At 64.4% G+C, this 14,437-nt stretch carries 16 protein-coding genes and 2 pseudogenes; 8 read left to right on the top strand and 10 right to left on the bottom strand.

What is annotated here, in order from left to right:
• Positions 1-91: 91 nt before the first annotated feature.
• The gene (locus tag FOM02_RS42030) at positions 92-496 is read right to left on the bottom strand and encodes a DUF4260 domain-containing protein (protein ID WP_027564378.1); all 405 of its coding nucleotides are present in this window, start codon (positions 494-496) and stop codon (positions 92-94) included.
• Positions 497-645: 149 nt separating this feature from the next.
• Here FOM02_RS42030 and FOM02_RS42035 point away from each other — a divergent pair, with 149 nt between their 5' ends.
• Both FOM02_RS42035 and FOM02_RS42040 read left to right on the top strand, forming a co-directional pair.
• A complete protein-coding gene (locus FOM02_RS42035; RefSeq protein ID WP_027564377.1) occupies positions 646-2,178 on the top strand; it encodes an acyl-CoA carboxylase subunit beta in 1,533 nt (510 codons plus the stop codon).
• A 122-nt stretch (positions 2,179-2,300) separates the two neighbouring features.
• Positions 2,301-2,648, top strand: coding sequence for a hypothetical protein (locus tag FOM02_RS42040; RefSeq protein ID WP_027564376.1), 348 nt, complete (start codon positions 2,301-2,303; stop codon positions 2,646-2,648).
• A 9-nt stretch (positions 2,649-2,657) separates the two neighbouring features.
• On the opposite strand, the gene FOM02_RS42045 is transcribed toward FOM02_RS42040, so the two are convergent.
• From FOM02_RS42045 to FOM02_RS42065, 5 genes are all read right to left on the bottom strand, one after another.
• Positions 2,658-2,810, bottom strand: coding sequence for a hypothetical protein (locus FOM02_RS42045; RefSeq protein WP_167336495.1), 153 nt, complete (start codon positions 2,808-2,810; stop codon positions 2,658-2,660).
• Between the two features lie 109 nt (positions 2,811-2,919).
• Positions 2,920-3,741, bottom strand: coding sequence for a DUF2182 domain-containing protein (locus tag FOM02_RS42050; protein ID WP_027564375.1), 822 nt, complete (start codon positions 3,739-3,741; stop codon positions 2,920-2,922).
• A gap of 51 nt (positions 3,742-3,792) precedes the next feature.
• Positions 3,793-4,437, bottom strand: a complete 645-nt coding sequence (locus tag FOM02_RS42055; protein ID WP_027564374.1) for a DUF1326 domain-containing protein — start codon at positions 4,435-4,437, stop codon at positions 3,793-3,795.
• Between the two features lie 347 nt (positions 4,438-4,784).
• Entirely contained in the window at positions 4,785-5,435 is a 651-nt protein-coding gene (locus tag FOM02_RS42060) for a glutathione S-transferase family protein (protein WP_027564373.1), read from the bottom strand.
• Positions 5,436-5,611: 176 nt separating this feature from the next.
• Positions 5,612-7,570 (bottom strand): alpha/beta hydrolase domain-containing protein, encoded by a 1,959-nt coding sequence (locus FOM02_RS42065; protein ID WP_027564372.1) that lies wholly within the window; start codon positions 7,568-7,570, stop codon positions 5,612-5,614.
• A 107-nt stretch (positions 7,571-7,677) separates the two neighbouring features.
• On the opposite strand from FOM02_RS42065, the gene FOM02_RS42070 reads away from it, so the two are divergent.
• On the top strand, positions 7,678-7,992 hold the full coding sequence (locus tag FOM02_RS42070; RefSeq protein WP_027564371.1) for a hypothetical protein: 315 nt from the start codon (positions 7,678-7,680) through the stop codon (positions 7,990-7,992).
• A 115-nt stretch (positions 7,993-8,107) separates the two neighbouring features.
• Positions 8,108-8,401: a twin-arginine translocation signal domain-containing protein gene (locus FOM02_RS42075; RefSeq protein ID WP_027564370.1), complete on the top strand. Its 294-nt coding sequence runs from the start codon at positions 8,108-8,110 to the stop codon at positions 8,399-8,401.
• Between the two features lie 155 nt (positions 8,402-8,556).
• Here FOM02_RS42075 and FOM02_RS47420 read toward each other — a convergent pair.
• Positions 8,557-8,831: pseudogene (locus FOM02_RS47420) on the bottom strand (GCG_CRPN prefix-to-repeats domain-containing protein).
• A 425-nt stretch (positions 8,832-9,256) separates the two neighbouring features.
• The gene (locus FOM02_RS42080) at positions 9,257-9,955 is read right to left on the bottom strand and encodes an ArsR/SmtB family transcription factor (RefSeq protein WP_027564367.1); all 699 of its coding nucleotides are present in this window, start codon (positions 9,953-9,955) and stop codon (positions 9,257-9,259) included.
• A gap of 216 nt (positions 9,956-10,171) precedes the next feature.
• On the opposite strand from FOM02_RS42080, the gene FOM02_RS42085 reads away from it, so the two are divergent.
• From FOM02_RS42085 to FOM02_RS42095, 3 genes and pseudogenes are all read left to right on the top strand, one after another.
• Entirely contained in the window at positions 10,172-10,480 is a 309-nt protein-coding gene (locus FOM02_RS42085) for an NIPSNAP family protein (RefSeq protein ID WP_027564366.1), read from the top strand.
• Positions 10,481-10,504: 24 nt separating this feature from the next.
• Complete coding sequence (locus FOM02_RS42090) at positions 10,505-10,855, top strand: antibiotic biosynthesis monooxygenase family protein (protein ID WP_027564365.1); 351 nt, start codon at positions 10,505-10,507, stop codon at positions 10,853-10,855.
• Between the two features lie 51 nt (positions 10,856-10,906).
• A pseudogene (locus FOM02_RS42095) lies at positions 10,907-11,715 on the top strand (isocitrate lyase/PEP mutase family protein).
• 171 nt (positions 11,716-11,886) lie between these two features.
• On the opposite strand, the gene FOM02_RS42100 reads toward FOM02_RS42095, so the two are convergent.
• The gene (locus tag FOM02_RS42100; protein WP_027564363.1) at positions 11,887-12,312 is read right to left on the bottom strand and encodes a hypothetical protein; all 426 of its coding nucleotides are present in this window, start codon (positions 12,310-12,312) and stop codon (positions 11,887-11,889) included.
• 166 nt (positions 12,313-12,478) lie between these two features.
• Between FOM02_RS42100 and FOM02_RS42105 the strand changes: the two genes are divergently transcribed.
• A complete protein-coding gene (locus FOM02_RS42105) occupies positions 12,479-13,123 on the top strand; it encodes a trimeric intracellular cation channel family protein (protein WP_027564362.1) in 645 nt (214 codons plus the stop codon).
• Between the two features lie 65 nt (positions 13,124-13,188).
• On the opposite strand, the gene FOM02_RS42110 is transcribed toward FOM02_RS42105, so the two are convergent.
• On the bottom strand, positions 13,189-14,391 hold the full coding sequence (locus tag FOM02_RS42110; RefSeq protein ID WP_265441048.1) for a c-type cytochrome: 1,203 nt from the start codon (positions 14,389-14,391) through the stop codon (positions 13,189-13,191).
• Between the last annotated feature and the right edge of the window lie 46 nt (positions 14,392-14,437).

Below are 14,437 nucleotides of genomic sequence, written 5' to 3' on the forward strand. Positions count from 1 at the left end.
GGGCTCACGCAACATTCGGCGCCTGATCGAGGACCCGAGCAAGCCTGAATCGGCCGGCCCGGTCAACCGGCGAGGCCCGCCAAATTTGGGGTCAGGCGTCCTTCTGCCGGCCGATCCGCCCTAAATGGGTGAAGCCGAACCCGGCCGAATATTTCAGGCCATAGCCGAGCGCCCGGTCGATGCCGATATGGGCGAGCCAGATCAAGGCGATGGAGAGGGTGAGGGGCGAGGCGAAGCCGAAGCCCAGCGTCATCAGCGTCACCGGCGCCATGTAGCTGTGGGCGGCGTTATAGACCATCGCGCCGAATTTGGCGTCGGCGAGGTAGGCCAGGAAGCTCAGGTCAGGCACGAAGAAGAGCAGGGCGAACACGAGCCAGGAGCCGCCCCAGGCCGCGTACAGCATCACCATGCCAACGAACAGGGTCAGGCCTTCCAGGCGGAGCAGGATGTTGACGCCACCTGTCGCAGCCCCGGTCTCGGCAGCTTGTTCGTCCATCGTCGCCTCCCAGGCAAAACTCTGTAATTCCTTGCGCTTTCACGCTGTGGCAGGGCAGCCCTGCGGCGCCGAAAGCCGCTTCCCGCTCCGCAAAATGCCGTGTTAGAACCCCCGGCAAGCGTGGCTTAGTTAAGAACTGGCGGGAGCAAATGAAACATATCCTGGACGCCCTTGAAGATCGTCGTGCCGGCGCAAAGCTCGGCGGCGGGGAGAAGCGCATCGAGGCGCAGCACGCCCGCGGCAAGCTGACCGCACGCGAGCGCATCGAGCTGTTGCTCGACAAGGGATCGTTCGAGGAGTTCGACATGTTCGTCGAGCACCGCTCCACAGAGTTCGGCATGGAGAAGACCAAGGTGCCCGGCGACGGCGTCGTCACCGGCTGGGGCACCGTCAACGGCCGCAAGACGTTTGTCTTCGCCAAGGACTTCACGGTGTTCGGCGGCTCGCTGTCCGAGACCCACGCACTGAAAATCACGAAGCTCCAGGACATGGCGATGAAGGCGCGTTCGCCCATCATCGGCCTCTACGACGCGGGCGGCGCCCGCATCCAGGAAGGCGTCGCCGCGCTCGCCGGCTATTCCTACGTGTTCCGCCGCAACGTGCTCGCCTCCGGCGTGATCCCGCAGATCTCCGTCATCATGGGCCCCTGCGCCGGCGGCGACGTCTATTCGCCTGCCATGACCGACTTCATCTTCATGGTGAAGAACACCAGCTACATGTTCGTCACCGGCCCCGACGTGGTGAAAACAGTGACCAACGAGGTCGTCACCGCCGAAGAGCTCGGCGGCGCCTCGGTGCACGCGACGCGCTCCTCGATCGCCGACGGTGCGTTCGAGAACGACGTCGAGACGCTCTTGCAGATGCGGCGCCTGATCGACTTCCTGCCGTCCAACAACACCGACGGCGTGCCGGAATGGCCGAGCTTCGATTCCATTGAGCGCCTCGACGATTCCCTGGACACGCTGATCCCCGACAATCCGAACAAGCCCTACGACATGAAGGAGCTGATCCTGAAGGTCGTGGACGAGGGCGACTTCTTCGAGATCGCGGATGCCTTCGCCAAGAACATCGTCACCGGCTTTGGCCGCATCGCCGGCCGTACCGTCGGCTTCGTCGCCAACCAGCCCATGGTGCTGGCCGGCGTGCTCGACAGCGATGCCTCGCGGAAAGCGGCGCGCTTCGTCCGCTTCTGCGATGCCTTCAACATCCCGATCGTCACCTTCGTCGACGTGCCGGGCTTCCTGCCGGGCACCGCGCAGGAATATGGCGGCCTGATCAAGCACGGCGCAAAGCTGCTGTTCGCCTATTCGCAGTGCACCGTGCCGCTGGTGACGATCATCACCCGCAAGGCCTATGGCGGCGCCTTCGACGTCATGGCCTCCAAGGAAATCGGCGCCGACATGAACTACGCCTGGCCGACCGCCCAGATCGCGGTGATGGGCGCCAAGGGCGCCGTCGAGATCATCTTCCGCAGCGACATCGGCGACCCCGACAAGATCGCGGCGCGAACGAAGGAATACGAAGATCGCTTCCTGTCGCCCTTCATCGCGGCCGAGCGCGGCTACATCGACGACGTCATCATGCCGCACTCGACGCGGAAACGGATCGCAAGGGCGCTGGCGATGCTGAAGGACAAGAAGGTGGAAGCGCCGGCCAAGAAGCACGACAATTTGCCGTTGTGAGGTGGACGTAGCCCGGATGGAGCGTAGCGAAATCCGGGTTCTCGTTCAGCAGTTGCTGTACGCGCTTCGCTCATGCGGGCTACCAGGTTCGTTTCTGATCCGGCATCCTTGATCAAAACCCAATGACCGAAGACGATCCGACCGACGAAATCTCCGACATCGAAGACCGGATCGAGCGGCTAGCCGAGATCGCCGAGCGATGCCGGAAGTATATCCTGGCCTCCAAGATCGCCATCGGCAGCGGTGCTGCGCTGCTGCTGATCACGATCCTCGGGCTGTTCGGGACTGGCCAAACCGCCGCGCTCGGATCGATCGCGCTGGTGTTGGGCGGGATCGTGTCGCTCGGCTCGAACATCAGCACGTTGCGGCAGACGGACGAGGCGATCAGTGCCGCGGAGGCGCGGCGCGCGGCGCTGATTGGAACGATCGATCTGCGCCTGGTCGCCGATGCACCGCTGAAGCTGATGTGACGCACCGCGTCACGCTGCAGGGCGCAGCGTCAGCACCATCAATTCCGCGCGGCATTCGGCGGCGAAGGTTTGCAGCCGCTCCACGGTTTCCTGGTCGAGGATGGTCTTCGCCAGGCGTTCGGCGCGGGCAACCTGCTCTTTGAGATAGTCGATGCGGGCCATGTGTCACCTCTGGCAGGAATAATTTGAAGCAAATTGCTTCGTTCCGGCGGTGGTGGGGACATGGATAACAACGGGTTAATGGTGCGCTGAATGTCTCGCGCGCAACGCATCACCGCAGCGAGGACGTCAGCAGCCAAACGCCCGCGGCCACACATGCAATGCCAGCAGCGCGCGCGATCCATCGTCCGGCCGGCGTCAGCTTCTCCAATAGAACGAGCAGCGCCAACAGCGCGATCCAGAGCACGTTCATCACGCCGCCGATGAACAGGAGTGCCATCAAGAGCCAGCAGCAGCCGACACAATAGCTTCCGTGCCGAAGTCCCAGCAGCAGGCAGCCTCGCGGCGTGTCACGAAAGCCGCCGTGGCGCATCAGGAACAGGAACGGCGACTGGCATTGGACGAGGCAGACGTCCTTGAATGGCGTCCATTGATAGATCCCGGCTGCGATCAGCACGATTGCGCCGACGAGGTTGCTGGCGAGCGTCATCCGGGAGTCGAGAAGGGCTGCGCGATCGATCCCCCATTGCAGAAGGGTTGCGACAAGTGAAAAGCCGGTCCAGGCGAGGAGATAACCGGCCGCAAACCAGCCCGTCGCCGCGAACGGCTTGGCCTGTGCCTTCGCTCGCCGGCCGACGCTGGCGTACATGAGGATCATGGGTGCGGCCGAGGGCGCCATCATTCCGACCATCATCACCGCCCACATCAGGAACACGTAGGCGAACTCGATCGTTCGCCACGGCTCGCCGGCGGGCAACATGATTCCGATCCCGGCCGGAATCATGCGGAAGCCGGTCATGTCCATGCCGCCCATGTCCATGTCGTTGGCGAGCCAAAGCACATAGGCCCATGCCAGCGCGACGATGATCAGAATCGCGCCGCCGACGATCCAGCGATCGCGGCGCAGCACGGTTTCGAGAGCGCTGTCGGTCATTTGTGATGCGTGTTGCCGGCCTTCCCGCAGACCGTCACATCAGGAGTGGCATCAAGCCTGGTTCGACCACTGGATCGGCGCATAGAGGCCGTTCCTGCCGGAATTGTCCCAGCGCATGCCATGATCGCTGTATGTATTGCCGGCGGCGCCGACCGCCATCACCATCCTGTCGGGGCTGACGGGGTGGCCGATGTTGGCCCACATTTCGCCGCTCGGGTGCATGGTCGGCAACGGATCGACCGACATGTGCAGAATGCCCGGGATTTCCGCAGACCGCGTCTTGCCGTCGATCCGGAATGAGATCGGGACCTTCTTCACGCCGAGGTTCTTGCTGATCAGCGGTACGAACGCGGCCATGGGACCACCGGCCGCGCCGCTGAAGATCGCGGCCAGCGCCTCGGTCTGCTGATCGTCGGCGCTCTGATCGACATAGGTGGCCTGCGACCAGTCCCCGTCAGCCATGACTCCGGGCGCATGGAGAATGACCAGGACGTTCAGTCCATCGAGTGCGACATCGCCGTAACGGCCGGTCTCGATGTGGAAGATCAGCGGCACGTTGCAGAAGCCCTCGGTCGGTCGCGCGGTCAGCGGGGCACCCGCGGACACGAGGCACGGGCACACAATGCTGCAACTGCAATTTTCGAAATAGTCACCGGAAAGCTGCCACGAGACCTGAGATGAGACCTGGTCCACCATCGCTCCCTCCCGCTAGGCCGAACCCGACAGATCACTTTCGAACGAGCTACCTGTGGTGGAAGGCTACGCCGCGTGCGCGGGAACCGCAAGGCAATGCGCCAATGAAGTTGGTGTGAAGCGGCGAGGCGTAGAGGTGCGCAGAGCATGATCCGGAAAAGTGCGTAGCGGTTTTCCGAAAAGATCGTGCTCAAACAATAACCTAAAGCGCGATGGTGATTCATCTTCATGCCATCGCGCTTAGGGTGGGTTAGCGCCAGCGTAACCCACCACGTCTCCATTCGTTCGGGCAGACCCAGGTGGGTTACGGCTTCGCTTCACCCATCCTGAGAGCTACGAGCTGTTCCGTTCTATCGTCGCGCCGCATCGGCCGCGGCAAAATGCGCCAGCTGGTCGGCGTGGGCTTTGGCGAACGCCGGGCGAGCCGTGGCGCGCGCGACGTAGTCGCGGCAGGCCGGGTGCTCCGACAAGCCGCCGAACTTATCGACGACGCGCAGCACGTCCGACATCAGGATGTCGGCGACGGAAAAGGACCCCGCCAGCCATTCGCGCGTCGCAAGCACCGTCTCCATGTGCTTGAGGCGGAGTTTCAGGAAGTCGTCGACGAACTTCACGGCAGGCGAGCCATCGAAACTGCCGGTGAACTTGAACATCGTCCAGGGCAGGGCCGGCATCTCCACCGAATTGAGCGCGGCGAACACCCACTCCATCGCTTCGTTACGGCCGCGGGGATCGGTCGGCATCAGTTCGGGGTTGCGCTGACCCAGATGCAGCAGGATCGCGCCGCTCTCGAAGATCGAGAGGTCGCCGTCGGTCAGCCACGGCACCTGGCCGAACGGCTGATGCGCGAAGTGCGCGGCATCGCGCGGGTTGAACGGCACGCTCGCGACGCGGTAGGGCAGGGCTGCTTCTTCCAGCGCCCAGCGTACACGAAGGTCGCGCACGAAGCCGCGGGGCATCTCGGGAACCCAGTCGAAGGTGGTGAGGATGAGATTGGGCATGTGGGGGCTCCGTGTTGTCTGGGCATAGGACGGATGAGGAGCGGACGTTCCGACAGCGGGGACAGAAAAAAAGGCGATCTCGTAGGATGGGTAGAGCGAAGCGAAACCCATCAACGCTATTCCCGCGGGTGGAATGATGGGTTTCGCTGCGCTCTACCCATCCTACGGGCCGGTGCTCATGGCCCAAGCTTCGCCAGCTTGCCTTGCTTCGCGGCCTCCACCGCGCGTTCGGCATCCTCCGGCAGCAAAATCCGCTCCGCCACCTGCCGCGCTGCCTCGCGCTTCACCGCGGCGACATACGCGCCGTCGTCGGCATAGCGCTCCGCAATCGACAGCCTGGGATCATGCACTTCCTTCCGCGCGGCTTCCGTCGGCGCGAACGGCACCACCGCGCCTTGCAATGGATAGAGCGCTGTCGGCCCAAACCCCTGCGCGCGCGGATTCCATGCCGTGTAGGTCGCACGCGGGACGGCGAGAGCGAGCTGGCGGATGCCTGCGATGGCCATGCCGTCATCATCCGCCTTCGGCACGAACACGGGATAGCGGCTGATCTCCTTCGGCGGCAGCACGCTCTGGTCGGAGAAGGCGGCGAGCGTGTGGATGCCGGCATAGGGCAGGCCGGGGATATCGGTGGGCACGGCGCCTTGCGCCGGCACGAGCGTGCCGTGGGCGCGCATAGGGACGCGGCTTGCCGGCGGCCTGACGCCGTCGCTGATCCAGGCATTGAGGTCGGTGAGCAGCGCGCGCATCGGCATGCCCGCATGAACAGGGTTCTGCGGCAGCGACATCGCCGGCACGCCCTTCTTCATCACGTCGGCGGCTTCCGCAAAATGCGGCGTGCCCGAGATCATGTAGGCGCGGACATTGTCGGGAAGATCGAGATGGTTGCCGGCGAGATCGGTGACCAGGAGCGAAGCGTGCGAGGCCCACCATTCGTGCTCGCTGTCGGTCTGCATCACCTTCGGGCAGGTCGCCGAGAGCGAGCAGCGGCGGAGCAGGCCGTCGGTCTTGCCCGAATAGGGATCGCTGAGGCTCGCATAGGTGAACGGGAAGAGATCGGCCTGCCAGGCCGGGTCCTGGAGATGGCGCGGGTTGCGGCCGGGCTGGCCGAAGCGGACATTGGTCGCCATCCGCCGCGTGCCCGCGACATGCGGCATCAATCCGTCGAACACGGTGCGGCCCGATAGGTCCTCGTTGAAGCCGAGATAGAGGAAGTCGCGCAGGAAGCGGCCGGATTGCGAGACGCCGAAGCCGATCGCGCGGCTCACCGATGGATGCAAACCATTGAGCAGCGGGTTGGCCTGCGTCTCGTCATGGCGGAGGAAGCTGACGACGTCGCGCACCGCGGCATAGCCCATGCCGAGCGGCACCGGATCGCGCGCGGTGTAGGTGATCTCGTAGAGCGCGCCGGCATCAAAGCCATCAGGGCGCGTGATCTCCACCGCAGTGGGATCGACGAGTTTTGCCGAAAGGCCTGATGGCGTCTGCCGCGCATCGGCCCAGGCGGCGCGCACGGTGACGTGGAGGTTGGCGGCCTCAGCCGCCGGCCAGGTCAGCGTGGCACGCGCGGGATTGGTCGTGTTGTCGAGGACGAATTCTTCGCGCGCGGGACCACTGATGTTCTTGATCACCGGTGCGGCCAGCGCCATCTGGCCGGGCTTGGAGGGAATGTCGCCCTGCCAGCCGACCCAGACCATCGTAAAACCTTGGCGATGCAGGAAGCCGATGCCGGCATCCTCGGCCTTGTCGGCATTGTTGGCGCCGGGCTGGGCGGAATCGTCGAACAGTTGGGGCGCCAGCTTGCGGCCGCGATTGGGCACCTCCAGCAGCAGCGTGCCGTTGCCATGCGTGGGATCGCTGGGCCTGAGGATCACGACGTCGGCGGTGGCCTCGACCTTGCCGTCGGCATTGCGCGGCGCGAGCGCAAGGTCGGTGATGACGGCATTGCGATCGTCGGCCGGGTTGAGCGCGAAGGTCGCGCGCGCGGTGATGCGTTCATAGGTGCCGACATTGCCAAAGCTGCGCCCGTCAAAGGCGGGCACGCGTTCCAGAACATCGAAGCGAACGATTTCGGCGACTGATACCGCCGGCCACAGGCAGGTGATCGCAACGAGACCCGAGATGATCCTGCGCATGGCCGTTCCTTCCCTTAGGTAGGCGCAGCGTAAAATCCGCCGCGCGGGCTTTTTGTTGCCGCCACTATAACCGTCTATGCTGAGGCCAAACAACAGGAGGAAACCCGATGCCCGCTGCCTACTTCGTCGTCCGCGCCATCGTCGCCGATGCCGACAAGCGCGCCGCCTTCGACCGGTGGTACGAGACCGAGCATGTGCCCGACGCGGTGAAGGCGTTCGGCGTGAGCAAAGCCTGGCGGTTCTGGAGCCTGGACGATCCCTCGCTGCACCAGGCCATGTATCAGTTCGACGACGAAGCAGCGCTCGCGGCGATGCTGAAGGGCGATGCTCTGAAGCAGCTCGTCGCCGATTTCAAGCGGGACTGGCCCGATGTGAAGCGCTCGCGCGAGACGCTGGTGCTGGCGCAGGAGTTTGTGAAGTAGGTCTGCAAATCCTGTCACGTTCGCAACGAACCTGAATGCGCGATTCAGCTCTGGTTCATGTCGTGATCGCGACACTTCCTCTGCATCACTTGCGCGAAAGACCAGAGGATATGTCATGGAGCGTCGGAACTTTTTGAAACTTGCATTGGGTGTGACGGCGGGCGCCGCTGCCTTCGCAGCGACCGCGCAGGCCGCGCCATTGTCGCCGCAGCCGGTTGGCCCGGCGCGCATGCCGGAAGGCAATCCCGACGCCCATCCCGCCGTCACCACCAGCGATGAAGCCGCGCAGCTCAAGCCCGAGCAGGTTCGCTGGGGCCATGGTCATGGCCATTGGCATCACCGCCATTGGGGCTGGCGTCACCGCCACTGGGGCTGGCGCCGCCGACACTGGCGTCGTCATCATTGGTAAGCTTCGCGCAAGCCAGGCCTTGAACGGGGGATCGCGGTTCGCGGTCCCCGTTTTGATTCGACGCCGGGGTGAGATGATGGGTTGAAGGGCCTTCAAAACAAAGTGGCCGCCGCAGGCTGTCCTGCGCGGCCACTTCGCAGTGCGAAAAGACGAGATCAGATCGGACGGCAGCGGCCACCCCACCAGCGGAAGCCATAGGGGCAAACGCGCGGGCGCACCACGACATGACGGTTAGCGTTTCCAACACTCGCGGCCCTGGAAGAGCAGGGCACGTGAATTCGACGACGACCGGCCCACGTGCGGCCATCGGACGGCAGCCGCCATAGGGGCCGCGATACCAGCCGGGGCCGCAGCCGCCAGCAGCGCTGGCCGCCTCGCTGAAACCAACAACCGCGCTGGCGAGCATGACGGCGGCGAAGAGATATTTCATTTGGTCTTCCTTCTCGTCCTTGGGGCAGGGCTTTGGGGGGGCGAATCTTCAGGGCTTGGCGCTTGCGGCGCACAATGAATCAAAAGACACGATTCGACACGTTAAATCGGGGAAGCAACGTGCATCGCGATGCAAACCTGCCAATCATGACCTGAATGCGGCATGAACGTTCCCTGCATGCTGCTTGAGGCGACACTCATCTGTCGCTAAGCGCGATGAGATCTGGATGAATCGTCATCGCGCTTTAGGTTGTTGTTTACGCATGATCTTTCCGGAAAAACCCGGAATCTCGAGGTTCCGGGTCTGGTCCTTCGGACCATCCCGGAACGACAGTGCGCTTAAAGCGATGGACGGCCGGGTCAAGCCCGGCCATGACGAGAGCCCGCATTCACACGCGAACGTGTGATTTCACGACGGTTGCGTGACTAATCCTTCCCATTCCCGAACAGCGCCGCGAACTGCTTCTCGCCGGTGCGGGTGAAATTCACGACGCGGCTGCCGGGCGTGGGATCGCGCGCGGCCCATTTCAATTCCGCGAACCGCTGCATCATCGCAGCGCCCAGCGTGCCGGCGAGATGGTGGCGCCGCTCGCTCCAGTCGAGGCAGGCCTTGCAGACCGGGCGGCGCGGGTGGCTGAGCATGTCGGCCGAGATCTGCAAATTCTTGGCGAGGAAACGCTCGCCGTCGGCCGTCAGCTCGATGTCCTGCTTCTTCTGCCTGACCAGATTTCGCTCGCGCATGGTGTCGAGCATCTGCACGCCGAGATCGCCGGCAAGGTGATCGTAGCAGATCCGCGCCCGCCGCAGCGCCGGATCCTTCGGACCGGTGCGCACGCGCATATGGCCGGTGCGTGCGGCAAGGCCCGCAAGGCCCTCAAGCACGCCGGCGACGTCGTCGTCGGTGAGACGGTAGTAGCGGTGCCGGCCCTGCTTCTCCGGCTCGACGAGGCCGCCGGCCTCGAGCTTTGCCAGATGCGAGCTCGCAGTCTGCGGCGTGATGCCGGCCTCCTGCGCAAGCTCGCTTGCGGTGAGCGCGCGGCCGTTCATCAGCGCCGTGAGCATGTTGGCGCGGGCGGGATCGCCGACCAGCGAGGCGACCATGGCGATGTCGGGACCTGATTTCATGCTTCGATGGTAGCCGAAGCATTGTGGTCGGGCAAGGGCGTAGCCTCTCACTACGTCGTCATTGCGAGCGAAGCAATCCAGCGCCGTAGGGTGGGCAAAGGAGCGTAGCGGCGTGCCCACCAATCGTCGTTGCGGACAAAGGACGTGGGCGCGCTTCGCTTTGCCCATCCTACGAGACCAGCGCTCGCAATGACGAAGACAAATCAGGAGCCTATCATGTCCGTCACCGTCTTCATCCGCTACCAGCTCGATCCGTTCAAGCGCGCGCAGTTCGAGGAATATTCAAAACGCTGGCTCACCATCATCCCGAAATGCGGCGGCGACCTCATTGGCTATTTCATGCCGCATGAGGGCACCAACAACATCGCCTTCGCGCTGATCACCTTCGAGAGCCTTGCCGCCTACGAGGCCTATCGCGCGAGGCTGCGGCAGGATTCCGAAGGCATGGCGAATTTCCATTTCGCGGAGGAGAACAAATTCATCCTCGCGGAGGAGCGCACGTTCCTGCGCAAGGTGGTAGTGTAGGCCACCAACGCTAAGGAGACGCCCATGATCGCCGTGATTTTCGAGGTCTGGCCCAAGCCGGAACATCGCCAGGACTATTTCGATCTCGCCGCCGATCTGAAGCCGCTCCTGCAAACCATCGACGGCTTCATCTCGGTCGAGCGCTTCGAGAGCCTGACCGAGAAGGGCAAGATCCTCTCGTTGTCGTTCTGGCGCGATGAGGCAGCAGTCCAGGCCTGGCGCAACACGATGGAGCATCGCCGTACCCAGGCCAAGGGCAGGGCGCGGATCTTCGCCGACTATCATTTGCGCATCGCCAGCGTCATCCGCGATTACGGCATGAATGATCGCGAGCAGGCGCCGAAGGACAGCCGCGCGGTGCACGACGCGCACTAGCGCCGGCCGCGACGCATCCCCATGTCTGCGCGGCCAACAAGGGAGAGAAACATGCATGTGACCACCGCCGACAAGCGTGCGACGTTCAGGAAGTTGCACGAAAGCGGCTGCTTCATCCTGCCCAATCCGGTCGATGTCGGCAGCGCGAAAGCCTTGCAGCATCTCGGTTTCAAGGCGATCGCGTCATCGAGCGCGGGCTTTGCCTGGACCATCGGCAAGGCCGACAACCACGTCACCGTCGAGGATGTCTGTCAACATCTGGCAGCATTGAGCTCGGCGGTCGACATTCCCGTGAATGCGGATTTCGAGGGCGGCTTCGCCGTCGAGCCGGACAAGGTCGCCGACAATGTCGAGCGCGGTGTGCGCACCGGCGTCGCGGGCCTCTCGATCGAGGATTCCACCGGCGACAAGGACAAGCCGATCTACGAGCGCGCGCTCGCGGTCGAGCGCATCAAGGCCTCGCGCAAGGCGATCGGCGACAGCGGCACGCTGCTGGTCGGCCGCTGCGAGGCCTATTTGTGGGGCGTGACCGACCTCAAGCTCGTCATCGACCGGCTGACCGCCTATGCGGACGCCGGCGCGGATTGCCTCTACGCGCCGGGCTGAAGACACGCGAGGACATCGCCGCGGTGGTGAAGGCTGTCGCACCGAAGCCGTTCAACCTCCTGATCGGCGGTCCCGGCCTGTCGCTCAAGGAAGCCGAAGATCTCGGCGTGCGCCGCATCAGCGTCGGCGGCTCGCTCGCCCGCGCCGCCTGGGGCGGCTTCATGCGCGCCGCAAAGGAGATGGCGGAAAAGGGGACTTTTGCAGAGCTCGGCAGCGGCTATTCCGGCGGCGAGCTCAACAAGATGTTCAGCTGAAGGCAAACGAAAGCGGCGGGATGTTGAGTCCCGCCGCTCTCTCATCCTCTCGTGTCATGCTCCGCGAAGGCGGGGCATCCAGTACGCCGAGGCTTCTCGGCTCTATCACAACCGTCTCGTAGTACTGGGTCGCCCGGTCGAGCCGGGCGACGACAGCTATCGTGTTACGTCTTACTTCGCGCCGTCAGACGGAGTCTGCGTATCCGGCGCTGGCTTTGCCGCAGGCGTATCTGCCGGCGCGGCCGGCTTGCTCGGCGCGGCGCCCGTGGTCACGCCCGGCGCGGCGTTGTTGCGCGGCGTCACGTCGCGCATGCCGGGAGGTGCAGCCGGATTGGCGGGCTGCGACTGCTGCGCAGTCTGTGTCGCCGGCGTGTTGCTCGCCTGGTTGCCCGTGGTCGTGTTGTTCAAGCCATAGAACACGGCGCCCAGCACCAGGGCGATCGCCACCGCGAACAGCGCGACCTTGCCGCTGGAGGCGGGGCCTTCGCCAAGCTCGGGATCGGCCTGAAGGTCGGCATCCCGGCGCGCCGCGCGAAGATACTCATCGTCGGCGAGGTTCGGGCGGTACGGATCGTTGGGAAAACGGTCGTCAGCCATCGATTGGTCTCCTCGGTTATGACGCCGGGACAACCCTCAGCTGCGAGATTCCGTTCCGCCTCCTTTATGCTTTCGTCGCATGTTGCCCCGGCTGCGGGAATCGGGAACCTGTTCGCCTGGGGAACCGAAAGCGTGAGTTCCACCAGCGGAGGAAGGGAACAAGATCATGTGGAGCCTGCCGCCGAGCGATAGCGTGCTGCATTTCCTGTCGCTGGTCGCGGTCGCAGCGCAAGGTATGACGGCCGCGCTCGCTGCCGGCCGCCGCAGCATGGACTGGCTGGGCGTCTGCTTCCTTGGCTGCATCACCGCGCTCGGTGGCGGCACGCTGCGCGATCTCTTCCTCGGGCATTATCCGCTGGTCTGGGTGCAGCACCCGATCTATCTCGCGCTCGCCGGCGGCGCCGCCTTCCTCACCATCCTGACCGCCCGCCTCGTGCACCGGCTCAAGGTCGCCTTCATCGTGCTCGATGCCATCGGCCTTGTCGTCTTCACCATGGCCGGTTGCGACGTCGCCTGGCAGATGGATGCCTCGCTGCCGATCGTCATCGTCTCCGGCATGGTAACGGGCTGTGCCGGCGGCATCTTGCGCGACGTGCTGTGCAACGACGTGCCGCTGCTGTTCCGCTCCGAGCTCTATGCCAGCGTCTCGGTGGTGACCGGTCTGTTCTATGCCACCGCCTTCGGCCTCAAGCTCAACGCCGAGCTCTGGACCATCCTGACCTTCGTCCTCGGCATCAGCTTCCGCCTGCTGGCGGTGCGCTACAAATGGGAGATGCCGAAATTCGTCTTCACGGAGGACGAGGGGAGGTAAGCGCTGTCGCGCGCGAATGGCGAATAGATCTGGCCATTCGCCACTCACTACTCCCCATTCGCCCCTCACTTCCTTGCCTTCGCGACCTGCGCCGGCGTCACCAGCGGTGCCGCGTTGCCCCAGGAATTGCGGATGTAGTTCGTCACCGCCGCGATCTCTTCGTTCGACAATTGCTCGGCATAGGCAGGCATCTCGCCGGTATTGGGCGCGCGCGGTGTCGTCACGGTATGGGCGCCGTCGAGGATGAGGCGCAAGGTCGAGGACGGGTTGACCGATTGCAGCAGCGCATTGCCCGGCAGCGGCGGATAGATCCGCGGCGCGCCGGAGCCGTCGGCTTCGTGACAGGCGATGCAGAGCTTTGCGTAGACGGCCTGGCCGGCCTTCATCTCGGCATCCTCAGGCGGCGTCACGATGGTCTCGCGCCGCGACGGCGGCAGGCTCTTCAAATAGACCGCGATCGCCGTCACGTCGGCATCGCTCATCTTCGAGGTCGAGTTGACGACCACCTCGGCCATCAGCCCGTCGGCATGACTCCTGGCGTTACGTCCGCTCTGGAGATACTCGGTGATGTCCTCGACGCTCCATGACTTCAGCCCGGTGCGCGCGGCGCCGTCGAGCCGTGGCGCGTACCAGCCGCCGACCTCGTTGCCGGAGAGGACCTGAGCCTGCTTGTCCGCGCCGAAGTAATTCTTCGGCGTATGGCAGGCGCCGCAATGGGCGAGCCCGGTGACGAGATAGCCGCCTCTGTTCCACGCCGCGCTCTGGCTCTGGTCCGGCTCGAACAGGCCAGGCTTGAAATAGAAGGCGTTCCAGACCCGCATCAGGCGGCGATAGCCGAACGGCCAGCGCAGCTCCGGCGGCTTGTTGCGGTTCACCACCGGTGCCAGCGTTCCGAGATAGGCACGGATCGCCAGCGTGTCGTCCTTGGTCATCTTCGTGAAGTAGGGATAGGGGAACGCCGGATAATAGTTCGAGCCGTCAGGCGCGATGCCGGTGCGGAGCGCGCGGGTGAAATCGGCATCCGCCCAGGCGCCGATCCCGGTGTCGCGGTCGGGCGTCAGGTTCGGCGCATAGACCGCGCCGAAGGGCGTGTCGATGCGCTTGCCGCCCGCAAACGGCTTCGCCGGATCGGCGGTGTGGCAGCCCCCGCAGCCGCCGGCCTCGACCAGCGCCTTGCCATAGGCGATCAGCTCCGGCGATGGATCGGCGGCGAAAGCCGCGCTCGCAACTGCACTGCACAACGCGATCACAGCCAGAATCGTCCGCATGCCCGGTCTCTCCTGCGACCAATGGCCCGCATCCCGTAGGATCGGG

Source organism: Bradyrhizobium sp. SEMIA (assembly GCF_014844175.1).
Lineage (GTDB): Bacteria > Pseudomonadota > Alphaproteobacteria > Rhizobiales > Xanthobacteraceae > Bradyrhizobium > Bradyrhizobium arachidis.